This is a genomic window from Sphingomonas sp. RS6, assembly GCF_054489705.1.
Map to the genome: position 1 here is coordinate 367,210 of NZ_JBTMWM010000001.1, position 25,568 is coordinate 392,777.

Consider the following 25,568-nt stretch of genomic DNA (forward strand, 5'->3'; position numbering starts at 1 on the left):
GTGCTGCGTCGCTTGCGTGACAAGCGGGCCGACCCGCAGAAATCCGTATGTCCCGCGACGCCGCTTCGCGCCAGCCATTGCGCGCTCGAATCGAAATGACCCCTTGTGTTGCCGTTTTGCAACACTATCTGCCGGTAGCAAGCGAACAGGAACGACCGATGAACCTCGAAAAATTCACTGACCGCGCCAAGGGCTTCCTCCAGTCCGCGCAGACCGTTGCGATCCGCATGAGCCATCAGCGGATCGCGCCCGAGCATCTGTTGAAGGCGCTGCTCGAGGACGAGCAGGGCATGGCGAGCGGGCTGATCCAGGCGGCGGGCGGCGACGCCAAGCGCGCGCTGAGCGAGACCGACCTGGCGCTCGCCAAGATTCCGGCGGTGAGCGGCGGCGGCGCGCAGCAGACGCCGGGCCTCGACAATGATCTGGTGCGCGTGCTCGACCAGGCCGAGCAGATCGCGCAGAAGGCGGGGGATTCGTTCGTCACCGTCGAGCGGCTGCTCGTCGCGCTGGCGCTGAGCCTCAACACCGCGGCGGGCAAGGCGCTGCAGGCGGCCAATGCGAAGCCCGAGGCGCTCAACGCGGCGATCAACAGCCTGCGCGGCGGCCGCACCGCCGACACGGCCACCGCCGAGGACCGCTATGACGCGCTGAAGAAGTTCGCGCGCGACCTGACCGCGGCGGCGCGCGACGGCAAGCTCGATCCGGTGATCGGGCGCGACGAGGAAATCCGCCGCACGATCCAGATCCTGGCCCGGCGCACCAAGAACAACCCGGTGCTGATCGGCGAACCCGGCGTCGGCAAAACCGCAATCGCCGAGGGGCTGGCGCTGCGCATCGTCAATGGCGACGTGCCCGACGGGCTGAAGGACCGCACGCTGATGGCGCTCGACATGGGCTCGCTGATCGCGGGCGCGAAGTATCGCGGCGAATTCGAGGAGCGGCTGAAGGGCGTGCTCGACGAGGTGAAGGCCGGCGAGGGCCAGATCATCCTGTTCATCGACGAGATGCACACGCTGATCGGCGCGGGCAAATCCGAAGGCGCGATGGACGCCGGCAACCTGCTCAAGCCCGCGCTCGCGCGCGGCGAACTGCACTGCATCGGCGCGACCACGCTCGACGAATATCGCAAATATGTGGAGAAGGACGCGGCGCTCCAGCGGCGTTTCCAGCCGGTGTTCGTCGGCGAGCCGACGGTCGAGGACACAATCTCGATCCTGCGCGGGCTGAAGGAACGCTATGAGGCGCACCACACCGGCGTGCGTATCGCCGATGCCGCGATCGTCGCCGCCGCGACGCTGTCCAACCGCTACATCACCGATCGCTTCCTGCCCGACAAGGCGATCGACCTGATGGACGAGGCCGCCAGCCGCATCCGCATGGAGGTGGAGTCGAAGCCCGAGGAGATCGAGACGCTCGACCGGCGGATCATCCAGCTCAAGATCGAGCGCGAGGCGCTGAAGCGCGAGACCGACGCCGCGTCGCGCGACCGGCTGGAAACGCTCGAGGCCGAGCTGGCCAATCTGGAGCAGCAATCGGCCGAGCTGACCACGCGCTGGCAGGCCGAGAAGGACAAGATCCAGTCCGAGGCGACGATCAAGGCACAGCTCGACCAGGCGCGCATCGAACTCGACCAGGCGCAGCGCCAGGGCGACCTCGCGCGCGCGGGCGAGCTTTCCTATGGCGTGATCCCGCAGCTCAGCCGCCAGCTCGACGAGGCGCAGAGCGCGACCAAGGGCGCGATGCTGCGCGAGGAAGTGACCGCCGACGACATCGCCGCCGTGGTCGCGCGCTGGACCGGCATTCCGATGGAGCGGATGCTGGAGGGCGAGCGCGAGAAGCTGCTCGACATGGAGGGTGCGCTGGGCAAGCGCGTGATCGGTCAGGCCGATGCGGTGCGCGCCGTCTCAACCGCCGTGCGCCGCAGCCGCGCAGGCCTCCAGGATCCGAACCGGCCGCTGGGCAGCTTCCTGTTCCTCGGCCCGACCGGCGTGGGCAAGACCGAACTGACCAAGGCGCTCGCCGAGTTCCTGTTCGACGATCCCAATGCGATGGTGCGCATCGACATGAGCGAGTTCATGGAGAAGCATTCAGTCGCGCGGCTGATCGGTGCCCCCCCCGGCTATGTCGGCTATGAGGAAGGCGGCGTTCTGACCGAGGCGGTGCGGCGGCGGCCCTATCAGGTCGTGCTGTTCGACGAGGTGGAGAAGGCGCATGGCGATGTGTTCAACATCCTGCTCCAGGTGCTCGACGACGGCCGGCTGACCGACGGCCAGGGCCGCACGGTCGATTTCGCCAACACGATCATCATCCTGACGTCGAACCTGGGCAGCCAGTTCCTGACCAACCTGCCCGACGGGCACGGCGTGGAAGAGGTGGAGCCGCAGGTGATGGAGGTGGTGCGGGCGCATTTCCGCCCCGAATTCCTCAACCGGCTCGACGAGATCATCCTGTTCCACCGGCTGGCGCAGGATCATATGGGCCCGATCGTCGACATCCAGGTGGGCCGCGTCGCCCGGCTGCTGAAGGACCGCAAGATCCGCATCGAACTGACCGATGCCGCGCGCGAATGGCTGGGCCGGGTGGGCTATGACCCGGTCTATGGCGCACGGCCGCTGAAACGCGCGGTGCAACGCTATCTGCAGGACCCGCTCGCCGACCTGATCCTGCGCGGCGAGGTGAAAGACGGCGCGGTGGTGACGGTTGACGAGGGAGATGGGCGGCTGGCGCTGGGGGTGGTGTAAACACCTCACACCGATCTGACGCGCACAAAAAAGGGGCCGCTCCGAAAGGAGCGGCCCCGATTGCTTTGGGTCAGGCCAGGATCAGAACTTGAACTTGGCGCCGCCGCGGAACATGCGGCCATAGATGCCGTTGCCCGCCTGGACCGGATTGTAGAGATACGCGCCATAGGTGACCGGATCGATCGCCGGCAGGCGATCGAACACGTTCAGCACGTTGCCATACACCGTGATGCGATCGTTCACGCGGACGCTGACGTTCGTATCGAAGGTGATGTAGCTCTTCACGCGGCAATAGTCTTCGATCGAAGACAGGCCGCAATCGCGGTATTCGGTGCCCTGGTCCACAGCCGAAAGATCGTAACCGGAGGTGTAGTTCACCGTACCGGTGACGGTCAGCTGCTTGTAGTTGAACGAGTTCACCCAGTTGCCGCGCCAGCGGAACGTGCCCGAGCCGGCGGTCAGGTTGAAGTTGCCGAGCGTATCGACATACGTCTCCTTGGTGCCGTCCGGGAACGTGGTGCTGAGTTCGAGGATCAGGCTGGCGTCGAGGTTCGACGTCCACGACACCGGCCCGATGTCGAAATTGGCACGAGCATTGAAGTCGATACCTTCCGACTGGATCGTGTTCGCGTTGATCAGCTGCGATTCGACGAAGGCAATCTTCGGCCTTGCGGTCGGATTGTTGACGTCGATCGCGTCGGCGATGACCGTATAGCCGTCCGGGATCGGTTCGCCTGCATAATAAGCAGAGATCGCCGGATCCGACGACGGCGAGGTGATCGCACCCGTCTTCTTGATGTTATAGTAATCGACCGAGAACGAGACATTCTGGATCGGCTGGAAGAAAATGCCCGCAGTGAAGCTGCGCGACTTCTCCGGCTGCAGGTTCGGCGACGCCAGAGTCGTCAGACCGATCGAGTAGCTGGTCAGGTAGCTCGGGCAAGCCGTGGCCGCAGTCGCGTTGTCGGCGCAAGCCGCACCCCATTGCGCACGATAGGATGCCGGGATGTTGTTGATCGACTGCGACACATAGCCAGTCGTCGGGAGGGCGTTGGCTTCGCCGAACGACGGGATACGGAAACCGCGCGAGTAAGTACCGCGGATCACCACTTCCTTGATCGGCGTGAACTTCAGGCCGAATTTCGGCGAGAAGTTGCTCTGACCCGACGAGTAGGAGTCGTAGCGGCCCGAAGCGTTAGCTTCGATCATGTCGATGATCGGCGCGCGGATTTCGCCGAATGCAGAATAGACGGTACGCTTACCCTCGGTACCGAAGGCGTTGAGCGTGAAGTAACGCTCGGTCGGACCGTTGTTATCGGGATTGGCGCTCGGCGAATTGACGGCTTCGTAATAGATCGATCCACCGAAGCCGACTTCGAGAGGACCACCCGGCAGATCGACGATCGCCTTGTTCACGCTGACTTGTGCTTGATACAGGTCCGACGTGGCGTTGGTGATATTTGTCGGCATCAGATAGTCCAGAACCGATTTCGAGTTCAGTTCCGGATTGACGAAGTTATAGCTGCCGTCGGCGATCACATCGAGCAGGTGCTGGATGTAGACATAGCCTTCCGCCTTGCGCTGCAGATCGGTGTGCATCGCGGTGGCGTCAACGCGGTAATCCCAGTCGCCGAACACGGTGCCGGTGAGGCCGAACGCCGCACGATAGACGCGGCTGCGCGTTTCGTTCGACGTCAGTTCAGGCGGGCGACCGGTGAGCCGGGCGATCAGGCCCTGCGACGCATAGGGATTGTTCGGGTTGAGCTGGCGGTTAGGCGACGTGTCGCAGTTGACACGCTCGGGGCAGATATAGACGGGCAACGCGAGCACGCCCGAACCCGCCGCGAGTGCCGGATTGACCGCAGTCGACGTCGAGAAGCGCGGATAATCGATACCGGTCGGCGCATTGGCGCGGATGCTGGGCGGGAAGCCGGTATAGCTGACGCGGCTCTGCTGGAAGTTGAACGCCAGATACGCCTCGTGCGAATCGCCGATGCGAGCGGTGAAACGTGCCGAACCGCCGAAGCGATCGATCTTCGGCGCGACCACCTGATAGTTGTTTACATAGTCTTCCTGGCAGATGATGCCCGACGGTGCCGCCGCGCCCGCAGCGGCGAGTTCAGCCGCCGTCAGCGTGGTCGACTGGCCCGAGCGGCAACCGCTGCTCTGGTTCAGCTTTTCGTAGCGGCCCTGTGCGGCGCCGCCATTCTGCACACCGTTCGAATAGCCAACATTGGTGTAGGGACGGACATAAAAGTCATAGGGCAGCGCGAACGCCGTGTAGCTGCCATCGGGGTTGCGGCCGTTGAAGATGTTGTTCGGACCACCGAAGGACGTTTCGTCGGCGGTGTTGAACGGCGCGCGCAGATCGCGGTTGTAGACGGCATCGCTGTGATAATAGAAGCCGCTGACATAGGCGTTGAAGCCCTGTTCATCGAGGTCGCCGGTGCCGGCGGTCAGCGTCAGGCGCTGGTTGGCGGCAATGCCGTCCTGCGCGATGCCCGCTTCGGCGCGGCCGCCGATACCCTTATATTCCTTCTTGGTGATGACGTTGACCACACCCGCGATGGCGTCGGCGCCGTAGCTCGACGAAGCGCCGTCGCGCAGCACTTCGATCCGATCGACGATGTCGTCGGGGATCGTATTGAGGTCGACGAAGTTGCGCGAGCCGTCGTCCGCGAGCGGATAGTAAGCGGCGCGAAGACCGTCGAACAGCACCAGCGTCGAGTTGGTCGACAGGCCGCGCAGCGACACCGACGAAGCACCGCCGGCGAACGCGCCGTTGGCGGTGAACGAATTGGTCAGCGCCGGACCGTTGTTCGAAGACAGCTGCTGAATCGCGTCCTGAACGGTGTTGATGCCACGCTGATCGAGATTCTCGGTCGTAACGGTGGTCACGGGCGATGCGGTGATCGTGCTGGTCGCGAACAGCGAACCGGTGACGACGATTTCCTGGCTGCTAGCCTGATCGTCCTGCGTCGTCGGCGTGGTTGCAGTCGTGTCCTGCGCCATCGCCGGTGCAGCAAACAGCGCACCTGCGAGAACGACTGCCGACAGGGATGCCCCGCCCCGCAGCATGTTTTGCGTCTTTTTCATCGATTTCCCTCGCTTGTCCGGCTGATCGACTGGTCGTCTGCCGGAGTGTCTCCCCACCTCGCATCGAACGCGTTGGAACGCGTTGCGCGAAGCTTGGATGGAAGGAAGCAGTTGTAGGCCGGTGCTGTAAACCCGCCATTCAGCTTTTGTTGCGGCGTTTCTTCCAACTGTAGCGAAAATGCCACATGGTGTGTCGAAAAGTTGCGCGACAAGACGCAATATTATTCGATTGTGTTGCAGCCGCGAACAGCGCGCCCGTTTATTGGGCAGGCTGCATCGTTCCTGCGACGAGCAGTGGATCGATGCGCGTGCCGCGCAGCATCAGGCCCCAGTGGAGATGCGGGCCGGTGGCGCGCCCGGTGGCGCCGACGGTGCCGATCGGCTGGCCCCGCCGCACGGAGTCGCCCGGCTTCACATCGATCCGGTCGAGGTGCAGGAACGCGCTGTTCAGCCCCATGCCGTGATCGATCATCAGCAGATTGCCTTCGAGCGTGAACGGCGTCTCTGCCGCGAGGATCACCACGCCGTCGGCGGGCGCGCGCACCACCGTGCCGATGGGACGGGCGATGTCGATTCCCGAATGATAGGCGCCGGGCTGACCGGCATAGATACGCTGCGAGCCGAAGCGGGTCGAAATCCGGCCGGTGAGCGGCCAGACGAAGCGCTGGCGCCAGCCCTGGGCGCCGGTCTCCAGCGCGCGGGCGGCGGCGATGCGGGCGAGTTCGGGCGGGCGGCGGCGCTGGAACTCGGCGCTGGGCACCGGATATTTGGGGAGCCGCGACAGCCGCGAGATCGGCCAGTCGCGCGGCGCCACCGCGAGCGGCTGGCGAACCACGCGCCCATCGGCCGTCGCCGCTTCGAGCAGCGCATCGGGCGCGGCATCGCGATCGAGGCCGATCACGAACGCACCATCGGGGGCGAACGGGACGAGCTGGCCGTCAAGGCTGAGCCGGGTGGTGCCGGCGGGCACGCGGCCGTGCAGCAGGCCGCCCTGTTCGACGATGCCGTCGAGCGCGAACGGCCCCATCGCGGTGACGCGGTGGTCGCCGGTCATCGCCTGCCCCGCCGCGAAACCGGCCGGGAGCATCATTAGCAGCGCGAGCGACGCCGCGGCGAGCCGCCGCAGCCGCGTCATTCGGCGCAGAGCGCCTGCACCGCCGCTTCCGCGCTTGCATAGGCTTCCTGGCGCGCGACGCTCCAGTAGCGCAGTTCGTCGAGCGCAATCCGCTCGCCGCCGACCGCGCAGACGACATGATCGCCCGGTGACAGAACGCGGAAACCGTTCGCCATATAATGCAGCTTCGCCACCCGTGCAGTGTTCGACATCAGCATTGGGCAGGCGGCTCCATCATCGGTTGCGAGAAGAAAATGCCCTAGAGCAAGGTCGGCTGTTCGGGCTTGCTGCGAACATAGGGCCTGGCGCCGTCGCGCTCAACCCGGGCATCTACCGAGCCGTCGCTGAAATGCAGCGTCACGGCCTGCGCGCCGCGCGCCGCCTCGGCAGAATCGACCACCTTCCCGGTGCCGCGCGCCGCCACCCAGGCATAGCCCTTTTCGAGCGGGCGCTTGGGATCGAGCAGTTCGAGATGTCGGCCCATCGCCACCAGCCGCTCGGCGGCGGTTGCGGCGCGGCGTTCGAGCGTGAGCGGGCGGAGCGCGCCGGCGATGCGATCGAACGACAGGCGCAGATCGGCGACGCGGCGGGCGGCCGCGCGATCGACGGGGAGCGCCGCAAGTTGCTGCCGCGCCGCCGCGAGCCGCTGGTCGAGCACCGCCGGGCGGAGCGCACCGGCCGAACGATCGATCTGGCCGCGCGCCGCCGACACGCGCCGTTCGAGCGCGAGCGCGAGCCGGGCAGCGGCATCGTCGAGCGCCTGGCGCTGCGGTCCCAACAGCGCGTCGCGGCGCGGCATCACCCGCACCAGCGCGGCGAGGCGCTCGCCCGCGCGTTCGTGATAGCGCCGCACGCAGCGTTCGGTGCGCAGCGCGAGCGTGGCGACGCCGTGGCGCACCTCCGAAAGCACCGGCACCGCAATCTCGGCGGCGGCAGTGGGCGTCGGCGCGCGGAGGTCGGCGGCATGATCGCACAAGGTGGTATCGGTCTCGTGCCCGACCGCCGAGATCACCGGGATCCGGCAATCGGCGACCGCACGCACGACGACCTCCTCGTTGAACGACCAGAGATCCTCGATCGAGCCGCCGCCCCGCGCGACGATCAGCAGATCGGGGCGCGGCACCGGCCCGCCGGGGACGATCGCATCGAAGCCGCGCACCGCGCGCGCGATCTCCTGCGCCGAACCCTCACCCTGGACCTTGACCGGCCAGACGAGGACATGGCTGGGAAAGCGATCCTCGAGCCGGTGGAGAATGTCGCGGATCACCGCGCCGGTGGGCGACGTGACCACGCCGATCACGCGCGGCATATAGGGGAGCGGCTGCTTGCGCGCCGGATCGAACAGCCCCTCGCCCGCCAGCTTCGCCTTGAGCTTTTCGAGCAGCGCCATCAGCGCGCCTTCGCCCGCCAGCGCCATCCGCTCGATCACGATCTGGTATTTCGAGCGGCCGGGATAGGTGGTGAGCTTGCCGGTGGCGATCACCTCCAGCCCGTCCTGCGGCTGGAACGGCAGTGCCGATGCCGCGCCGCGCCAGATCACGCCGTCGATCACCGCATCGGCATCCTTGAGGCTGAGATAGGCATGGCCCGAGGCGGCGCGCTTCCACCCCGAAATCTCGCCGCGCAGCTGGACATGGCCGAATTCGCCCTCGACCATGCGCTTGAGCCGCATCGACAGCTCGCTCACGCTCATCGGCGCCGCGTTGTCCCCGGGCACCGCCTCGGCTACGAGCCGGGCCGATGATGATTCAAACAAGGGATCGGGCATGAACGTCCTGCTACTCGGATCGGGGGGCCGCGAACATGCGCTCGCATGGAAACTGGCGCAATCGCCGCTGCTCGACACGCTTTATGCCGCGCCGGGCAATCCCGGCATAGCCGCGCACGCCACGCTGGTCGAGCTTGCGAGCAGCGATCACCGCGCGGTCATCGACTTCTGCCGCCGCCAGTCGGTCAGCTTCGTCGTGATCGGCCCGGAGGCGCCGCTGGTCGACGGGCTGGCGGACAATCTGCGCGCGATGGGAATCGCGGTGTTCGGCCCGGACCGCATCCCCGCACAGCTCGAAGGATCGAAGGGCTTCACCAAGGATCTTTGCGCGCGCGAGAACATTCCGACCGCAGGCTATGTTCGCGTCACCAGCCGCGACGGCGCAAACGCAGCGCTGCCCGATTTCGGGCTGCCGGTGGTGATCAAGGCGGACGGCCTGGCGGCCGGCAAGGGCGTGACCGTGGCCTTCACCCCCGAGCAGGCGGCCGAGGCGATCGACGCGATCTTCGCGCAGCCGGGCGGCAGCGCGGTGATCGAGGAATTCCTCGACGGCGAGGAAGCCAGCCTGTTCGTGCTGACCGACGGCACCACGCTGGTGCCGATCGGATCGGCGCAGGACCACAAGCGCGTCGGCGACGACGACACCGGCCCCAATACCGGCGGCATGGGCGCCTATAGCCCCGCGCCGGTGCTGACCCCGGCGCTGGAGCGCGAGGCGATCGAGACGATCGTGCGCCCGACCGTCGAGGCGCTGGCGCGCGTCGGCACCCCCTATTCGGGCGTGCTCTATGCCGGGCTGATGCTCACCCGGACAGGGCCGAAGCTGATCGAATATAATGCGCGCTTCGGCGATCCCGAATGCCAGGTGCTGATGATGCGGCTGGAGGACGACCTGCTCGAGCTGCTGCTCGCCACCGCGCAGGGCCGGCTTGCCGATCGGCCCACGCCGCGGCTGAGCCCGGAGACCGCGCTGACGGTGGTGATGGCGGCGCGCGGCTATCCCGGCACGCCGGAGACCGGCGGCGCGATCGGCGGGATCGACGCAGCCGAGGGGGCGGGCGCGCGCGTGTTCCACGCCGGCACCCGGCAGGAAGGCGACGCGATCGTGGCGAACGGCGGTCGCGTGCTGGCCGTCACCGCGATCGGCCCGGACATCCGCGCCGCGCAGGCCGCCGCCTATCGCGCGGTCGACGTCATCGACTTCCCGAGCGGTTTCTGCCGCCGCGACATCGGCTGGCGCGAGATCGCGCGCAACCGCTGAGGCAAGGGGCCGGCACGGCGCCGATCGAACGGTGCCGTGCCGGCCGCGCCGATCAGGACTCGTCATCCTCTTCGGCAATGTAATCGACAAAGGCGTCGATCAGCGACGACCAGAGTTCGAGATCGTTCCTGAACAGCGCGGTTGGAATCGCCTGATCCTCGAAATTCACGTCATACTCGATGTTCGCGTCGCCCTCGTCATCGAGATAGGCGCGGCCGAAGCGGTGGCTGGCGTTCCACTTGTTGATCCGCTCGATCGGCGCCTTGGCGGTCCAGCCGGCGTAGAACTGGATTTCGGTGCAGTTCTTGTGTTCCTCGCAACCGAAAAAATAGACCATGAAGCGGGTGCCGCTGGCGCCGCTGGTGATCTGCGGATCGCCGGTCGGGTCCTTGCCCAGCTCCGCCTTGTAGCCGGCGGCCTGCATCGCACGGATCACCGATTGCGGATCCTGCGACCGCACCTGCGCCTGCGCCGTCGTTGCCACCAGCAGCGACGCGAAGGCCGCAAGCAGTTTGAGTTTCATCGCATTCCCCCTGTCAGCCGCACGGTGCGGCGCGATCGTCATATCGTATCCGTAGCGATTTGAAATCGCCCCGCGACAAAGGCCATCGCCGATGCCGCGGCTCTGGACGTCGCCGCATCCGCCGCTATGCACGGGCAGCGAGGCAATCACCGGCAAGCTATCGGGAGCAGCGCGTATGAACGAACAGGGCCAGAGCTATGGCGCGGTGGCGGCGACCCAGGATTTCAGCTGGATCACGGTATCGTTCGTGCTGATCGCGATCGGCATCGTCGCCGCGCTGGGCATCCTTTTCTGGGGCGCACGGCTGGCACTGCGCCGGCGCAAGGCGCGCGAGGAACTCGACGCGCGCGGCGAACTGGCGCCCGAATCCACCGGCAAGGCACCTGTGAAGGCGACGGCACCCGAGGCGCCGGCGCCATCCCCCGCCCCCGCAGCCGAGACGCCCGCGCCGATCGAAAACGAACCCATCGCCGCCGCGAGCGCGTTCGACGCCAGCCCCGCATCGCTGGCGGTGGATACCGATGCCGCGCCTTCGCCCCCGCCGTCACCCGAATCCGCACCGGCGCCGGCCGGAGCCGATGCGGCGTCGACCGATACCCCCGGCGGACGCGACGACCTCACCCGGCTGAAGGGGGTTGGGCCGAAGCTGGCGGCACGACTGAACGAACTCGGCTATCAGCGCTTCGCCGATCTGGCCGCGCTGGACGACGATGCGGCGCGCGCGCTCGATGCGCAGCTCGGCAGCTTCCAGGGCCGGATGGCGCGCGATCGCTGGGTGGAGCAGGCCCGCTTCCTCGCGGCGGGCGACCGCGCGGGCTATGAGGCGGTGTTCGGCAAGCTCTGAGGCGGGACCGCGCTCAGTCGGCCTCGCGCGTCACCAGCAGCTTGTCGATCTTGCGGCCGTCGAGATCGACGATCTCGAAGCGCCATTTCTGCTCGACAAAGCTCTCGCCCTCGCCCGGCAGGCGCTTGAGCACCGCCAGCGCCAGCCCGGCGACAGTCGCATAATCGCGGTCCTCGGGCAGATCGATGCCGAGCCGTTCCGCCAGTGCGTCGGCCGGCATCGCGCCGGCGACAAGCAGCGAGCCGTCATCGCGTTCGACGATATTGGGGTTGTCGCCCGGCGCCGCGTCGGAGGCGAATTCGCCGGCAATCGCGGCGAGCAGGTTCGCCGGCGTGACGATCCCTTCGAAATGGCCATATTCGTCATGGACGAGGCCCATCGGCACATCGGCCTGGCGCAGCGCGGTGAGCGCGTCCATCGCGTCGACCTGATCGGGCAGCACCGGCGCGCGGCGCATCAGCTTGCGCAGATCGAGCGGTTCGCCGCGGAACAGCGCGGCGGCGATGTCACGCGACTGGACGACGCCGATCACCGAATCGATCGAGCCTTCGGCGACCGGCAGGCGGGTGTGCGGCGTGGCGAGCAGTTCCTCGCGGATGCCCGCGCCGTCGAGATCGACGTCGAGCCAGTCGACCTCGGTGCGCGGCGTCATCACCTCGCGCACCGGCCGGTCGGCAAGGCGGACGACGCCGGAGATGATCGAGCGCTCATGTTCCTCGATCACGCCCGAGCGGGTGGCCTCGGCGACGATCAGGTGCAGCTCCTCGGCCGTGACGCGGTTCTCCGAATCGCGCTTGAGGCGGAGCAGGCGAAACACCAGCTGTGTCGACGAATCGAGCAGCCAGACGATCGGCGCCATCGCCCAGGACAGCCAGCGCATCGGCACCGCGACCACCACCGCGATTCCCTCCGGCGAGCGCAGGGCGAATTGCTTGGGCACGAGTTCGCCCGCAACCAGCGAGGCGAAGGTGGTGAGCCCGATCACCAGCGCGATCGCCAGCGTGTGCGCGATCTCCGCACCGATCCCGGTGAGCGCCTGCAGCCGCTGTGCCACCGGATCGCCGAGGCTGGCGCCCGAATAGGCACCGGCGACGATACCAATCAGCGTGATGCCGATCTGGACGGTGGAGAGGAACTTGCCGGGGTCTGCGGCGAGCGCGATCGCGGTGCGGGCGCCGCGATTGCCGACCCGCGCCATCGCCTCCAGCCGGGCCGGGCGCGCCGACACGATCGCAAGCTCGGACATCGAGAAAAGGCCATTGACGGCGATCAGCACGAAGATGATCGCGACATCGATCCAGGGGAAGGGTGCGCTCATGATGCAGCGCCCTCCTTATCCGCAGCGAGGCCCGGTCCACAACCTCCCGCGTGCGAACAGGATGCGGGGCCGGAACGTTCTTTGCGCGGCGCGTGTTTTTTCGACAATGAAAACGGCAGGAGGAACAGGCATGAAGCTGACGAGCAAGGCGATGATGGCGGGCGCGCTGGGCGCGATGATGCTGACGAGCGGCTGCGTCACCGATCCGGTGACCGGCGAGAAGCGCGTCTCGCGCGCGGCGATCGGCGGCGTTGGCGGCGCGGTGGGCGGCTATCTGCTCGGCGATCTGGTCGGCGGCCGCAACGACCGCACCGAAAAGCTGCTCGGCGCCGGCATCGGCGGCATCGCCGGCGTCGCGGTCGGCTCCTATATCGACAAGCAGGAACAGGAACTGCGCCGCCGCACCGCCGGCACCGACGTGCAGGTGATCCGCCAGGGCGACGACCTGTTGCTGCGGATGCCGTCCAACGTCACCTTCGACACCAACCAGGTGGCGATCCAGCCGCAGTTCCGCGCGACGCTCGACCAAGTGGCCGATGTGCTGCGCAACTATAACCAGACGCTGGTCGACGTGTATGGCCACACCGATTCGCAGGGCAGCGAATCGTACAACCAGGATCTCTCAGAACGGCGCGCCCGCTCGGTCGCCGATTACCTGTCGATGCGCGGCGTCGATTCGCGGCGGATCGGCACGCGCGGCTTCGGCGAGACGCAGCCGATCGCCAGCAACGATACCGAGGCCGGCCGCGCCGAGAACCGCCGCGTCGAAATCAAGATCGTGCCGATCGAGGCACGCTGAGGCGCGCCGGGGCGGTCAGCGGCGGGCGCGGAAGAAGTCGCGCAGCAGGCCGGCCGCCTCGGCTTCGCCGATCCCGGCATAGAGTTCGGGACGGTGATGGCAGGTGGGCTGGCCGAACCAGTGCGGGCCATGTTCGACCGCCCCGCCCTTCGGATCGCTCGCCCCATAATAGAGGCGGGCAATCCGCGCATGCGAGATCGCCCCCGCGCACATCGCGCAGGGCTCAAGCGTCACCCACAAATCGCAATCGTCGAGCCGGTCGCGGCCGAGCGCCGCCGCCGCCGCGCGGATCGCGAGGATTTCGGCATGGGCGGTGGGGTCGTGCAGCGCGCGCGGGGCGTTGGCGGCGGTGGCGATCACCGCGCCGTTCCGTACCACCACCGCGCCGACCGGCACCTCGCCCTGCCGGGCGGCACGGGCGGCGGCGTCAAGCGCCTCGCGCATCGCTGGAGGAAACGGGATCATGGCCCTGCCTAGCCGGGCCGGCGTCGGGATGGAACAGCAGCCACAGCGCGTAGCCGGCGCCGGGCAGATAGCCGAGCAAAGTCAGCCCGCAGGCGATGCCGAAGGCGCGGCCGGGACCGCGATCGAGATGGACGCCGAGCGGCGGTAGCAGCGCCGCCGCGGCGATTCGGCCGGGCGCGGGCTTCACGGCGCCGGCGTGGCGCTCGCCGAGGGCGCGGGCTGAACGTCGATCGTCGGGACCGAGACCTGCTTCTCCTTCATCTCCACGGTGGGCACGCGCACCATGGTGTTCGATTCGCCGACGGCAACCGAGCCGGTCTCGGCCGTAACGCTGGGCAGCTTGCCGCCATTGATATCGAGATTGAGCATCCCGAGCGCGATCAGCATGACCACGATCAGCACCAGAATTCCAATCACCGCCAGGACCGCGCGCATGCCAGCTTCTCCCTTGTCATTTCGCTTCACCAACGCCGCAAAAGCGCTACAAGTTGCGCCGCGCTTCGGTGAATCGGTTGACGGGACCCCGCATAGAGGCTATCGGCGCGACCTTTCCGGCGTATGCCGCAACTCAGGATTAAGCGATGTCGCGCATTTGCGAACTGACCGGCAAGGGCCGGCAGGTGGGAAACAACGTTTCGCACGCCAACAACAAGACCAAGCGGACCTTCCTGCCCAACCTGCAGAACGTCACGCTGCTGTCCGACGCGCTCGGCAAGGGCGTCCGGCTGCGCGTTTCGACGCATGGCCTGCGTTCGGTGGAGCATGTCGGCGGCCTCGACAACTGGCTGCTCAAGACGCGTGACGAGGACCTCTCGCTGCGCGCCCGTCGCCTGAAGCGCGAAGTGCGCAAGGCGACCGCGGGTACCGCTGCCGCCGCCTGATCGGTTCGCGACGTCGCGATGATGCCCGCCCCGGCCCCTGGCTGCGGCGGGTTTCGTCGTGTCAGAGCGTCAGGCGGAACTTGAGCAGCAGCGTCTGCTGCCACCATTGCTCGTTATCGTCGGATATCATCCAGACGATCAGCGAATCGCCCTCGCGGGTGACCGCCAGCCCCTCGAAATTGTCGTGCTGGAACGGCGGCGCGAAGTCGGCGATCGCCCTGCCGCGCAGCACGCTGCCCGGCACCCAGCCCTGCGGATCGACCAGCATCAGCCGCGCGGTGAACAGCCCCGGCAGCGCGAAGCGGCGCACCAGCACGAGCAGGCGGCCGTCGGGCAGCGCGGCGGCATCGCTGGGATCGAAGCCGGGCGGCGGCGCGAAGGAAAGGCTGACGGGCACGATGCCCCGGCGGGTCGGATCATCCCCGAACAGCAGCACGGCACGCTCGCCACGATGACCCGGACCGGGCGGCCGTGCCGTCTCGCCGATCACCACGAAGCGCCCGTCGGGCAGCCGCGCCATCGATTCGGCACCGCCATTTTGCGGCCAGCCGCGCATCGCGGCGGGATAGGTCACGGTTTCGCCGCGGGCGAAGCCGGCATTGTAGCGCCAGATCACGTTGTGACCTTCGAACCCAACCCAGAATCGCCCGGTCGTGGGATCGTGTGCGAGCGATTCGGTATCGCGGTCCCCCTTTCTGGCGGCGATTCCCGGCCCCCTGGGCAATTCGGAAAAGCGGATGTCGAACGGCCGCCAGTCCGCGCCCATGCGAAACCGGACGAGATTGCCGCGATCGCTGAGCAGCGTGAACGAATCGTCGGTCACCGCCAGCGACGAGAAGCCGGAAAAGCCGAGATCGCGGCTGCTGAGGCGGACGCCGCCGAGATAGGTGAGCGCGCCATCGACGATGCGGGCCGGATCGCCGGGCGCCAGCGGCACGCGCACCGCCGAAAATACGGGATGGCGGCTGTCGAGCGGGATGCGCGGCTCCTTGCCCGACGCGCAAAGCGACAGCGCAACCAACGCTACCGGCGGATAGAACAGGTAGCGGAAGCGAAAGCGCATGACGCCTCTTAGCCGGTCGCGCCGCCGCTGCCAGCGCCGAAAAGATGAACGGCAGCTAACCAAGCCGTTCAGGATAGAATCAAGGGAACCCGGCTAGAAGTCGGGTGTTGTTCGCGTACACAGGCTCTCGCGTAGCGTATCGAGAGGCTTTGGGGGCCGGCCCATCGGGTCGGCCCCCATTCGTTTTCCGCTCAGTACATGTGCTGGCCGCCGTTGATCGACAGCGTCGATCCGGTGACGAAACCGCCATCCTCCGAGCACAGGAACACGACGCCGCGCGCGATCTCGTGCGCCTGGCCGAGGCGGCCGACCGGGATCTTGGCGACGATCTTCTCCAGCACGTCGGCCGGCACCGCGGCGACCATGTCGGTATCGATATAGCCGGGGGCGATCGCGTTCACCGTCACGCCGAAACGCGCGCCTTCCTGCGCCAGTGCCTTGGTGAAGCCGTGAATGCCCGACTTGGCGGCGGCATAGTTGACCTGGCCATACTGGCCGGCCTGGCCGTTGATCGACCCGATATTGACGATCCGGCCCCATTTGCGCTCGCGCATGCCCGGGAACACCGCGTGCGCCATGTTGAAGCAGCCGCCCAGATTGGTGCGGATCACGTCTTCCCACATCTGGTGCGTCATCCGCAGCAGCGTCGCGTCGCGGGTGATGCCGGCATTGTTGACGACGATGTCGACCGGGCCGAGCTCTTCCTCCACAGCCTTCACCCCCGCGGCGCAGCTGTCGAAATCGCTCACATCCCATTTGAATGCGCGGATGCCGGTGCGTTCGGTGAACGCCTTCGCCTTTTCGTCATTGCCCGCATAGTTCGCGGCGACGGTGACGCCCGCGTCCTTGAGTGCCAGGCTGATCGCTTCACCAATACCGCGGGTTCCGCCGGTGACGATCGCAACTCGTGCCATATCTTCCTCTCCTGGTCTCTAGAACGCTATGGCTGGGCGGTCTCAATCCAGCCTGAAAGTTCGCGCGCAACCAACTGGCGCAACATCCTCATGCCCAACGCACTATCATTGAGACAAGGCAAATATGCGAAATCGGTGCCGCCAGATTCGACAAAGGTCTCGCGGCCGCGAATCGCGATTTCCTCGAGCGTCTCGAGGCAATCGGCAGAGAAGCCCGGCGCGATCACCACGACCCGGCGGACGCCGCGCCCGGGCAGCGCCTCCAGCGTCGTATCGGTCGCCGGTTCGAGCCATTTGGCGCGGCCGAAGCGCGACTGGAAGGTGACGATCACCTCGCGCCCCAGCGCCTCGCCGAGCAGGCGCGCGGTCTTCTGGCAATGGCAATGATAGGGGTCGCCCAGTTCCAGCGTCCGTTCGGGCATGCCGTGAAAGCTGGTGATGATCGCGTCGGGCACGAAATCGAGCCCGGCCAGCCCGGCCTCGACGCTGTCCTTGAGCGCGCCGATATAGGCGGGATCGTCATGATAGGGCGGCAGCGTGCGGAGCGCCGGCTGCCAGCGCATCGCCGCCAGCGCGGAGAAGGCGGCGTCGTTGGCGGTCGCCGTCGTCGCAGCGCAATATTGCGGATAGAGCGGCGCGACCAGGATCCGGTTGCAGCCCTGATCCTTCAGTGCCTGGAGCCGCTCGGCGATCGCCGGCCGGCCATAGCGCATCGCATGATCGACGATCACGCCCGGCCCGAACGCGCCCTGCAGCGCCACCGCCTGCGCGCGGGTGAACGCGGCGAGCGGCGATCCGTCCTCGCGCCACACCTGTGAATAGGCGTGCGCCGATTTCTTGGGGCGGGTGCGCAGGATGATGCCGCGCAGGATCGGCTGCCACAGCAATGGCGGGATTTCGACGACGCGGCGATCGGACAGGAATTCGGCCAGATAGCGCTTCACCGCCCCGACGTCCGGCGAATCGGGCGTCCCCAGATTGATGAGGAGCACGCCGACGCAGGCCGGTGCGACCGGGGGATGATTGGGGGGAAGCGTCATTCAACGTCCGATAACAGAGGAAGCCGGCGAAAGCGCGTGCCGGTTGCGGTTTGCAGCGCATTGGCGACTGCGGGTGCTACGACCGGCACCGCGAGTTCGCTGACCCCGCCGGGATCGGAGCCGCTGCGGATGATTTCCACCGTGATCTCCGGCGTCGAGGCGAGCGTCGGCAGGCCGAGATCGGCGATGCCCTGCACATCCGCCACATTTTCGGTGAAGCCGGTGCGTGCGCCGATCGCCGCGGCCAGGCCGAAGATCAGCCCGCCCTCGATCTGCTGGCGCACCAGCTCTGGATTGACCACGCGCCCGCAATCGACGCCGACGACCAGCCGGTCCACCACCACTTCGCGCTGGGGGCTGAGATGCGCCTCCGCCAGCAGCGCGATATAGGAACCGCGAAAGGCATGCGCGGCGATGCCCTGGCCGCTGCCCGGCTCGCCGCCCTGCCAGCCGCCGAGCTGCGCCACCGTCTGCAGGCAGCGCGCCAGCCGGGGCTGATCGCCGAGCATCGCCATACGGAACGACAGCGGATCGCGATTGGCGACGTGCGCGAGTTCGTCGATGAAGCTTTCGGTGAAGAAACAGGTGTAGCTGTGTGCACCCGAGCGCCAATAGCCGGTCGGCACGCCGATCTCGGCGGCGTGATGGTCGATCGCCGCATTGGGAATCGCATAGGGCGGCAGCGCGCCGCTGACCGCCGATCGATCCCCGCCGCCGGGCAGGGCGAGCGACGCGGCGACCACCGGATCGCCCCCGAGCAGCCGGCGGGCGAGTTCACGGCCGGTTTCGGGCGCGGCGATCTTCGCCAGCCAGCCCGTGACCGTGCCCTGCGCACCCAGCTTCGCGGTGAGCCGCCCCGCCGCCGCCGGGCGGAAGCGATCGCGCCGCAGATCCTCGTCGCGCGACCAGGTGAGCTGCACCGGCCGCTCGACCGCCTCGGCGATCTTCGCCGCCTGGACCGCGGCGTCATGTTCGAGCTTGGCGCCGAACGAGCCGCCGCCGAGCATCGGATGGACGATCACGCGCGCGACATCGATCCCCAGCGCGTCGGCGGCCGCCTTGCGCGCCAGCCCCGGCGCCTGGGTGGGCAACCAGAGCGACAGCCGGCCGTCCACCAGCGAGGCGGTGCAGGTCATCGGCTCGAGCGGGGCGTGCGGCGCCAGCCCGACGCGATAGTCGGCGGTGACGACGCGCGCGTCCCGGAAATCGGCCGAAAGATCGCCCTGCGAGTCGATCCGCACGCCATCGCCGTTCAGCGCGACGTCGAGCGCCGTGTCGATCGTGTCGTCATTGACCATTTCGGCGGGCCGCCGGAAGCGCGGGCGCATCGCCTCCACCGCGCGATTGGCCGCCCACCAGTTGGTCGCGACCGCAGCAACCCAGTCGCGCGTGGTGACGATCTTGAGCACGCCGCGAACCCGGTTCGCCGCCGCCTGATCGGCATGGACCAGTTCGATATCGCCGATCGGCCCCTGCCGGACCGAGGCATAGACCATGCCCGGCAGGCGCACATCGGCGGCGAAATTGGCGCTGCCATCCACCTTGGCCGGCGCGTCGAGCCGCGGCAGCGGGCTGCCATAAAGCCGCCCGCCCTCGCCGCCGCGCAGCGGCAGCTGGGCGGGGACGCTTTCTTCGGCGGCGGCGGCGGCCAGCGCACCGAAGCCGAGCCGCTGGTTGCCGCGGATCACCGCGCCGCCCGCCGTGCCGCACGACTGCCAGTCGGTGCCCCAGCGCCGCGCCGCCGCCTTGCACAGCAGGATGCGCGCCGCGGCGCCCGCCTGGCGCAGCTGATCCTCGAAATTCCGCACCGAGGTGGAGCAGCTGGTGAGCACCAGCCCGGCGCGCGCCGCATGGGTCGCCTGAAGCGCCTCGGGCAGGCCGCCGAGCGCGAGTTCGAACAGCGTCGCCGCCGCCAGCGGATTGGCATAGAGCGGGTTGAGCGGCGCGGCCTCGACGCCGATCTGCCGCCAGTCGGCGCCGAGTTCGTCGGCGACGATCTGGGGAAGCGCGGTATAGACGCCCTGCCCCATTTCCGCCTGGGGCACCGCCACCGTGACATGGCCATCGGTGCCGATCTTGATCCACGCGCCGAACAATGTTTCGTCCGGCGCGGCGGTAAGGTTGGGGCGATAGTCGCGCGGCCAGACCGCCCAGGCGACGAGCAACCCGCCCCCCGCACCGGCGCCGATCAGCAGCCGGCGGCGATCGAGCCGGATCTTTCCTGCGGTTTCGCGAGCCATCGCGTCGCTCTATCGCGGGGCGCGGCGCGACGCCAGCCGCCCTTTGGGTCGGCGTGTTCGCACTTGGGTTTGCCGGCATTTGGCTCTATCGCCGCCGCTGTTGCTCCAGTCGGGGATCGTTCGATCGTGCTGCCCACCCTGCTCGCCGCTGCCGGCGGCCATCTTCATTTCGCGGACCTGCATCTCGATCCGGTCGCGATCAATCTGGGGTTCTTCCAGATCAAATGGTATTCGCTGGCCTATATCAGCGGCATTCTGCTCGGCTGGTTCTATCTGATGCGGCTGCTCGCGGCGCCGGGTGCGCCGATGGCGCGGCGCCATGCCGACGATCTGGTCTTCTATGCCACGCTGGGCATCATCCTGGGCGGGCGGATCGGCTATGTGCTGTTCTACGCCCCCGAAATGCTGAGAAGCCCGCTCCAGGTGCTGATGCTGTGGGAAGGCGGCATGAGCTTCCACGGCGGCGTGCTCGGCACGTCGCTTGCGATCATCTGGCTGGCGCGGCAGCACAAGCTGGATTGGCTGCGCATCCATGACTATGTCGCCTGCTGCGCGCCGTTCGGCCTGTTCTTCGGGCGGCTGGCGAATTTCGTGAACGGCGAATTGTGGGGCAAGCCCGCCGACGTGCCTTGGGCGATCGTGTTCAGCGGCACGGTGGGCGCCGGGATTCCCGAGCCGGCCCGCCACCCCAGCCAGCTGTATGAGGCGGGGCTGGAGGGCATCCTGCTGTTCCTCGTCCTGTGGTTCTTCTTCTGGCGCACCGATGCGCGTTACCAGCCGGGCAAGCTGGTCGGCATCTTCCTGCTCGGCTATGGGCTGTCCCGCTTCTTCGTTGAATTCTTCCGCGAGCCCGATCGCCAGCTGGTGTGGCTGGTCGACCTGACCGGGCTGCACATGGGCCAGTGGCTGTGCCTGCCAATGATCGCGGGCGGCATCTGGCTGATCGCGACCGCGGCGAAGCGGCGCAAGCGCGTCGAGCCGATCGTCGGCGAAAGCGTCGCCTGAGCGGCCGGCGATGGCGAGCGACAATCCCCTGAACGCAGCCCCCGGCGAGGCCCGCGACAACGCCGCCGAGCCTGCGCTGCCCGAGCGGCTGGCGCGGGCGATCACGCTGGCCGGGCCGATCCCGCTCTCGCAGTTCATGGGCGCGGCGAACGCGCATTATTACGCGACCCGCGATCCGCTGGGCGCGCGCGGCGATTTCACGACCGCACCCGAGATCAGCCAGATGTTCGGCGAGCTGATCGGCCTGTGGCTCGCCGATCTGTGGGACCGCGCCGGGCGGCCGGATGCGGCGCGCTTTGTCGAGTTCGGTCCCGGCCGGGGCACGCTGGCGGCGGATGCGCTGCGGGCGATGGCCAGGGCGGGGTTCACGCCGCCGGTCGATTTCCTGGAAGCGAGCCCGGTGCTGCGCGCGGCGCAGAAAGAACGCGTGCCGCAGGCCGAATGGCATCTCGATCCGGTCGGTCTGCCGGAAGACGCGCCGCTGCTCGTCGTCGCCAATGAATTTTTCGACGCGCTGCCGATCCGCCAGCTGGTCCGCACCGCGCAGGGCTGGCGCGAGCGACTGGTCGCCTGCCAGGACACGCTGTTCCTGCCGGTGACCGGCGATCGCGGTTTCGATCCGGTGATCCCGGAGGCGCTGCGCGACGCCGCACCTGGATCGATCCTGGAGACCTCACCCGCCAGCGTCTCGCTGCTCCGCGCCCTCGCCCAGCGGCTGCTGGCGCAGGGTGGCGCCGCGCTGATCGTCGATTATGGCTATGAAGGCCCGGCGATCGGCGACACGTTGCAGGCGGTGCGCGGCCACGCCTTTGCCAACCCGTTCGACACGCCGGGTGAGGCGGACCTGACCGCGCATGTCGATTTCGGCACGCTCAAGGAAGCCGCCGAGGCCGAGGGGCTGACCGTCCACGGCCCGGTGACTCAGGGCGATTTCCTGAAGGCGCTGGGCATCGACGATCGCGCTCGCGCGCTCGCCCGCACGGCGCCCGAGCGCGGCGACGCGATCGCCGCCGATCGCAACCGGCTGGTGGCGGGGGACCAGATGGGATCGCTGTTCAAGGTGATCGCGCTCACCGCGCCGGGCTGGCCGGTGCCGGCGGGGTTCGCATGATCTTCCGCGACGCCACTCCCGCCGACGCGGCCGCCATCGACGCGCTCTTCCGCGAGAGCTTCGCGGCGACCTTCGGGCATCTCTATGCGCCGGAGGACCTCGCCAGCTTCCTCGGCCGGTTCACGGTCGAGGGCTGGGCCGAGGAACTGGCCGATCCGGCGTTTGCCTTCCGCGTGATCGAGGATGCAGAGGGCATCGCGGGCTATTGCAGGCTCGGGCCGATCAGCCTGCCCGCAACCCCCGAGGGGCCGGCGATCGAGCTGCGCCAGCTCTATCTGCGCGAGCGCGCCAAAGGGAGCGGCGCCGCCCAGGCATTGATGGACTGGGCGCTCGCCACCGCACGCGGACGCGGGGCCACCGAGCTGTGGCTTTCGGTCTATGTCGACAATCACCGCGCCAAGCGCTTCTACCAGCGCTACGGCTTCGAGGACCAGGGACCCTATGCCTTCATGGTGGGCAGTCACGCCGACGAGGATCGGCTGATGCGGCTGGCGCTGTGAGCGGGGTGGAGGCGATCCGCGCGCGGGCGCTGGAGGGCGTGGCGCACGGCTTTCTCGGCCGCACCGGCGGCGTTTCGACAGGCGTGGTCGCAGGGCTCAACACCGGCACCGGGTCCCAGGACGATCCCGAGGCCATCGCCGAAAACCGTCGCCGCGCGGTCGAGGCGGTGCTGCCCGGTGCCCGGCTGGTCACCGTCTATCAGGTCCATTCGGCCGATGCGGTGACGGTGATCGAGCCGTTTGACGAGGCGCTGCGCCCCCGCGCCGACGCGCTGGTGACGAACCGGCCGGGGCTGGTGCTGGGCATCCTCACCGCCGATTGCGCGCCGGTGCTGTTCGCCGACCGCGAGGCGGGCGTGGTCGCCGCCGCCCATGCCGGCTGGAAGGGCGCGATCGGCGGCGTCACCGATTCGACGATCGCGGCGATGGAATCGCTGGGCGCGCGCCGCGATCGGATCGCCGCCGCGATCGGCCCGTGCATCGCCCGCGCCAGCTATGAGGTCGATACCGGCTTCTTCCGCCGCTTCGCCGAGCAGGATCCGGCCAACGAACGCTTCTTCGCCGATGGCGGGTCCAATCATTTCCAGTTCGACCTGGAGGCCTATGTCGTCCACCGCCTGGCGCTGGCCGGACTGCGCACGATCGAGGCGCTGGGGCTCGATACCTATGCCGACGAGCGCCGCTTCTTCAGCTTCCGCCGCGCGACGCATCGCGGCGAGCCCGATTACGGCCGGCAGATCAGCCTGATCGGGCTGGCAGGGTAAGACGCGGCGCTCAGGCCGCGTCTTCGACCCGCATCTCGGGCGGATGGAGGCGCAGGCGGTTCACCTTGCGCTCGTCGGCGTCGATCACCTCGAGCGTCCAGCCGCTGTCATGCGCCAGGCATTCGCCGACCGCCGGCACATGACCGGCGAGCACGAAAGCGAGACCGCCGATCGTATCGACATCCTCCTCCACCTCGGCCAGCCGCGGGTCGACCGTCTCGGCGACATCCTCCAGCTCAGCGCGGGCATCGGCTTCCCAGCCGCCGCCGTCGATCGGAACGATCAGCATCGGCGGCGCCTCGTCATGCTCGTCCTCGATCTCGCCGACGATCTCTTCGATCAGGTCCTCGATCGTGATCAGCCCCTCGGTGCCCGAATATTCGTCGAGCACGATGGCGAGATGCGTGCGCTTCACCCGCATCTGCGCGAGCAGATCGAGCGCGCCCATCGATTGCGGCACATAGAGCGGCTGGCGGATCAGCCCGGTGATGCTCGGCGGGTGCGGCACGCCCTTGGCCAGGATCTCGAACACGTCCTTGATATGGACCATGCCGATGATCGTATCGAGTTCCTCGCGATAGACCGGCAGGCGGCTGTGCCCCGCCTCGGCAAAGAGATGGACGAGATCGGCGAAGCTCGTCTGCTCCTCGACCGCGATGATGTCCGCGCGCGGCACGCCGACATCGCCGGCATCGCGCTCGCCGAAGTGCAGCAGGTTCTTGAGCATCTGGCGCTCGACCGGGGCGAGATCGCCGGCCGGGCCGCGCCGGCCGTCATCCTGATGCTCGTCGATCGCCTCTTCCAGGCGGTCGCGCAGCGTTTCGCCATGCTCCTCGCCGAACAGCAAGGCGCGCAATCCGCGCCATATGCCGCCGCTTTCGGGTTGATGGTCAGGCGAGCCGGTACTGGGGCCCTCGGGCATGTTGGTCGTCAATCCTCGCGCACGGGATAGGGGTCGTGCAGGTTCAGGGCAGCCATTGCAGCCTGCTCCATCGCCTCCATCGCTTCGGCTTCCGCATCCCCCATATGATCATAGCCTAGCAGATGGAGCATGCCGTGGACAATCAGGTGCGTTGCATGATCGGCCACCGAAATACCTCGTTCCTCCGCCTCGGCGGCGCAGACGCCGTGGGCAAGCACGATATCGCCCAGCAGCACTTCGCCATCGTCGCTGTTCTGCGTCACCGCTTCGAGCAGATCGGGCTGAATCATCGGGAAGGACAGCACGTTGGTCGGCTTGTCCTTGTCGCGATACTGGCGATTGAGCGTATGGACTTCATCGTCACTGGTGAAGCGCACCGCGACTTCCACCGCGGTCGGCCAGCCGCGCCATTCGGCATAGGGCGTCTCCGCGATCGCCGCGTCGGCGGCGCGCAGGGCAAGCGCTTCCCAGTCGCCGTCCGGCCAGGGCGATTCGGTGATGGCGGCAACGTCGAGCATCAGGCGAGGTCCGTCTTGGAGAAATCGTCGCCCTTGTAGAGCAGGCGCGCATCATGGGCTTTGGCGCAGGCATAGGCGAAGCAATCGCCCATGTTGAGTCCGGCGGGATGCCGGCCCTTGCCGAACTGCTGATAGGCATCGAGCGCCAGCTCCAGTTCGCGTGCGCCGATTGGCACCAGCGTGAGCCCGAGCTGTTCGGCATAGAGCCCTGCTTCCCGGCGTGCGGCGGAAATATCCATTTCGCGCGAACGCGAGAGCGCTGCAACGGTTTCCCACGCAGCCATCGGCGACCATAGCGAAGGCGCGCCTTCGACCGCCTCGACCACCAGCCGATCACGTTCGGGTTCTTCGGCGATGATCGCGACCATCGCCGATGCGTCGACAAACAGCGTCAAGCCTCGCCCCACAGCTCGTCGAAAAAGGCCTTGTCGGCCGGCAGCCCGGTCGCCGGCGGCAGGGGGTGGGCGCGGCGATGGGCATCGAGCTTGCGCAGCACGTCCTGCGCGCGTCCCTTCGCCTCGATCTCCGCCTTGCGCCGCAACAGGCTGTCGCGCACCGCCTCGGTCTTGGTGGTGCCGAGCGCAGCCGCCACCTCAGCGGCGAGCGCGGCGGTGTCCGGATCCTTGATGTAGAGCGATGCCAAGGCGCGTCTCCGATGGGATATCCCAATGTAGGTCGGGA

26 protein-coding genes are annotated in these 25,568 nt (G+C 67.8%); 9 read left to right on the top strand and 17 right to left on the bottom strand.

The window, feature by feature from the left end; all coding sequences use genetic code 11:
* Positions 1 to 158: 158 nt before the first annotated feature.
* Positions 159 to 2,741, top strand: a complete 2,583-nt coding sequence (clpB, locus tag ACX40Y_RS01735; protein WP_459117803.1) for an ATP-dependent chaperone ClpB — start codon at positions 159 to 161, stop codon at positions 2,739 to 2,741.
* A gap of 81 nt (positions 2,742 to 2,822) precedes the next feature.
* On the opposite strand, the gene ACX40Y_RS01740 is transcribed toward clpB, so the two are convergent.
* From ACX40Y_RS01740 to xseA, 4 genes are all read right to left on the bottom strand, one after another.
* Positions 2,823 to 5,837 (bottom strand): TonB-dependent receptor domain-containing protein, encoded by a 3,015-nt coding sequence (locus tag ACX40Y_RS01740; protein ID WP_459117804.1) that lies wholly within the window; start codon positions 5,835 to 5,837, stop codon positions 2,823 to 2,825.
* A 259-nt stretch (positions 5,838 to 6,096) separates the two neighbouring features.
* Positions 6,097 to 6,972, bottom strand: coding sequence for a M23 family metallopeptidase (locus ACX40Y_RS01745; protein WP_459117805.1), 876 nt, complete (start codon positions 6,970 to 6,972; stop codon positions 6,097 to 6,099).
* Positions 6,969 to 7,169, bottom strand: a complete 201-nt coding sequence (locus ACX40Y_RS01750) for a DUF2093 domain-containing protein (RefSeq protein WP_459117806.1) — start codon at positions 7,167 to 7,169, stop codon at positions 6,969 to 6,971. Before ACX40Y_RS01750 ends, ACX40Y_RS01745 begins: the two co-directional genes overlap by 4 nt.
* Positions 7,170 to 7,210: 41 nt before the next feature.
* Positions 7,211 to 8,719, bottom strand: coding sequence for an exodeoxyribonuclease VII large subunit (gene xseA, locus ACX40Y_RS01755; protein WP_459117807.1), 1,509 nt, complete (start codon positions 8,717 to 8,719; stop codon positions 7,211 to 7,213).
* Between xseA and purD the strand changes: the two genes are divergently transcribed.
* The gene (purD, locus tag ACX40Y_RS01760; RefSeq protein ID WP_459117808.1) at positions 8,718 to 9,980 is read left to right on the top strand and encodes a phosphoribosylamine--glycine ligase; all 1,263 of its coding nucleotides are present in this window, start codon (positions 8,718 to 8,720) and stop codon (positions 9,978 to 9,980) included. The genes xseA and purD overlap by 2 nt on opposite strands.
* A 52-nt stretch (positions 9,981 to 10,032) precedes the next feature.
* Here purD and ACX40Y_RS01765 read toward each other — a convergent pair whose 3' ends face one another.
* Positions 10,033 to 10,503, bottom strand: a complete 471-nt coding sequence (locus tag ACX40Y_RS01765) for a YbjN domain-containing protein (RefSeq protein ID WP_459117809.1) — start codon at positions 10,501 to 10,503, stop codon at positions 10,033 to 10,035.
* Between the two features lie 175 nt (positions 10,504 to 10,678).
* On the opposite strand from ACX40Y_RS01765, the gene ACX40Y_RS01770 reads away from it, so the two are divergent.
* Complete coding sequence (locus tag ACX40Y_RS01770; RefSeq protein ID WP_459117810.1) at positions 10,679 to 11,347, top strand: hypothetical protein; 669 nt, start codon at positions 10,679 to 10,681, stop codon at positions 11,345 to 11,347.
* A gap of 13 nt (positions 11,348 to 11,360) precedes the next feature.
* Here ACX40Y_RS01770 and ACX40Y_RS01775 read toward each other — a convergent pair whose 3' ends face one another.
* Entirely contained in the window at positions 11,361 to 12,665 is a 1,305-nt protein-coding gene (locus ACX40Y_RS01775; protein ID WP_459117811.1) for a hemolysin family protein, read from the bottom strand.
* A 130-nt stretch (positions 12,666 to 12,795) separates the two neighbouring features.
* Here ACX40Y_RS01775 and ACX40Y_RS01780 point away from each other — a divergent pair, with 130 nt between their 5' ends.
* A complete protein-coding gene (locus tag ACX40Y_RS01780) occupies positions 12,796 to 13,464 on the top strand; it encodes an OmpA family protein (protein WP_459117812.1) in 669 nt (222 codons plus the stop codon).
* A gap of 15 nt (positions 13,465 to 13,479) precedes the next feature.
* Here ACX40Y_RS01780 and ACX40Y_RS01785 read toward each other — a convergent pair whose 3' ends face one another.
* The 3 genes from ACX40Y_RS01785 to ACX40Y_RS01795 are packed head-to-tail and all read right to left on the bottom strand — an operon-like array spanning position 13,480 to position 14,364.
* Positions 13,480 to 13,908 (bottom strand): nucleoside deaminase, encoded by a 429-nt coding sequence (locus tag ACX40Y_RS01785; RefSeq protein ID WP_459117813.1) that lies wholly within the window; start codon positions 13,906 to 13,908, stop codon positions 13,480 to 13,482.
* Positions 13,892 to 14,116, bottom strand: coding sequence for a YqaE/Pmp3 family membrane protein (locus ACX40Y_RS01790; protein WP_459117814.1), 225 nt, complete (start codon positions 14,114 to 14,116; stop codon positions 13,892 to 13,894). Before ACX40Y_RS01790 ends, ACX40Y_RS01785 begins: the two co-directional genes overlap by 17 nt.
* A complete protein-coding gene (locus ACX40Y_RS01795; RefSeq protein ID WP_459117815.1) occupies positions 14,113 to 14,364 on the bottom strand; it encodes a hypothetical protein in 252 nt (83 codons plus the stop codon). The genes ACX40Y_RS01790 and ACX40Y_RS01795 overlap by 4 nt, the downstream gene beginning before the upstream one ends.
* A 146-nt stretch (positions 14,365 to 14,510) precedes the next feature.
* Here ACX40Y_RS01795 and rpmB point away from each other — a divergent pair, with 146 nt between their 5' ends.
* Positions 14,511 to 14,810 carry a 50S ribosomal protein L28 gene (gene rpmB, locus ACX40Y_RS01800; protein WP_459117816.1) on the top strand — a complete coding sequence of 100 codons (300 nt, stop codon included), beginning with the start codon at positions 14,511 to 14,513 and terminating at the stop codon, positions 14,808 to 14,810.
* Positions 14,811 to 14,871: 61 nt separating this feature from the next.
* Here the strand turns inward: rpmB and ACX40Y_RS01805 are convergent, their stop codons facing one another.
* The 4 genes from ACX40Y_RS01805 to ACX40Y_RS01820 all read right to left on the bottom strand — a co-directional run bounded on the left by ACX40Y_RS01805 (position 14,872) and on the right by ACX40Y_RS01820 (position 20,067).
* The gene (locus ACX40Y_RS01805) at positions 14,872 to 15,873 is read right to left on the bottom strand and encodes an esterase-like activity of phytase family protein (protein ID WP_459117817.1); all 1,002 of its coding nucleotides are present in this window, start codon (positions 15,871 to 15,873) and stop codon (positions 14,872 to 14,874) included.
* Between the two features lie 191 nt (positions 15,874 to 16,064).
* A complete protein-coding gene (phbB, locus tag ACX40Y_RS01810; protein WP_459117818.1) occupies positions 16,065 to 16,787 on the bottom strand; it encodes an acetoacetyl-CoA reductase in 723 nt (240 codons plus the stop codon).
* A 26-nt stretch (positions 16,788 to 16,813) separates the two neighbouring features.
* Positions 16,814 to 17,827 (bottom strand): ferrochelatase, encoded by a 1,014-nt coding sequence (gene hemH / locus ACX40Y_RS01815; RefSeq protein ID WP_459117819.1) that lies wholly within the window; start codon positions 17,825 to 17,827, stop codon positions 16,814 to 16,816.
* On the bottom strand, positions 17,824 to 20,067 hold the full coding sequence (locus ACX40Y_RS01820) for a xanthine dehydrogenase family protein molybdopterin-binding subunit (protein WP_459117820.1): 2,244 nt from the start codon (positions 20,065 to 20,067) through the stop codon (positions 17,824 to 17,826). Before ACX40Y_RS01820 ends, hemH begins: the two co-directional genes overlap by 4 nt.
* 126 nt (positions 20,068 to 20,193) lie before the next feature.
* Here ACX40Y_RS01820 and lgt point away from each other — a divergent pair, with 126 nt between their 5' ends.
* From lgt to pgeF, 4 genes are read left to right on the top strand one after another with little or no spacing between them, the layout of a single operon-like run.
* On the top strand, positions 20,194 to 21,072 hold the full coding sequence (gene lgt, locus ACX40Y_RS01825) for a prolipoprotein diacylglyceryl transferase (protein WP_459117821.1): 879 nt from the start codon (positions 20,194 to 20,196) through the stop codon (positions 21,070 to 21,072).
* A gap of 10 nt (positions 21,073 to 21,082) precedes the next feature.
* Positions 21,083 to 22,183, top strand: coding sequence for a class I SAM-dependent methyltransferase (locus ACX40Y_RS01830; protein ID WP_459117822.1), 1,101 nt, complete (start codon positions 21,083 to 21,085; stop codon positions 22,181 to 22,183).
* The gene (locus ACX40Y_RS01835; protein WP_459117823.1) at positions 22,180 to 22,683 is read left to right on the top strand and encodes a GNAT family N-acetyltransferase; all 504 of its coding nucleotides are present in this window, start codon (positions 22,180 to 22,182) and stop codon (positions 22,681 to 22,683) included. The genes ACX40Y_RS01830 and ACX40Y_RS01835 overlap by 4 nt, the downstream gene beginning before the upstream one ends.
* Positions 22,680 to 23,447: a peptidoglycan editing factor PgeF gene (gene pgeF / locus ACX40Y_RS01840; RefSeq protein ID WP_459117824.1), complete on the top strand. Its 768-nt coding sequence runs from the start codon at positions 22,680 to 22,682 to the stop codon at positions 23,445 to 23,447. Before ACX40Y_RS01835 ends, pgeF begins: the two co-directional genes overlap by 4 nt.
* Before the next feature lie 10 nt (positions 23,448 to 23,457).
* Here pgeF and ACX40Y_RS01845 read toward each other — a convergent pair whose 3' ends face one another.
* The 4 genes from ACX40Y_RS01845 to ACX40Y_RS01860 are packed head-to-tail and all read right to left on the bottom strand — an operon-like array spanning position 23,458 to position 25,530.
* Positions 23,458 to 24,369 (bottom strand): hemolysin family protein, encoded by a 912-nt coding sequence (locus tag ACX40Y_RS01845; protein ID WP_459117825.1) that lies wholly within the window; start codon positions 24,367 to 24,369, stop codon positions 23,458 to 23,460.
* A gap of 8 nt (positions 24,370 to 24,377) precedes the next feature.
* A complete protein-coding gene (ybeY, locus tag ACX40Y_RS01850) occupies positions 24,378 to 24,887 on the bottom strand; it encodes an rRNA maturation RNase YbeY (RefSeq protein WP_459117826.1) in 510 nt (169 codons plus the stop codon).
* Entirely contained in the window at positions 24,887 to 25,282 is a 396-nt protein-coding gene (locus ACX40Y_RS01855) for a type II toxin-antitoxin system VapC family toxin (protein ID WP_459117827.1), read from the bottom strand. The genes ybeY and ACX40Y_RS01855 overlap by 1 nt, the downstream gene beginning before the upstream one ends.
* Complete coding sequence (locus ACX40Y_RS01860) at positions 25,279 to 25,530, bottom strand: type II toxin-antitoxin system VapB family antitoxin (protein ID WP_459117828.1); 252 nt, start codon at positions 25,528 to 25,530, stop codon at positions 25,279 to 25,281. The genes ACX40Y_RS01855 and ACX40Y_RS01860 overlap by 4 nt, the downstream gene beginning before the upstream one ends.
* Positions 25,531 to 25,568 lie beyond the last annotated feature (38 nt).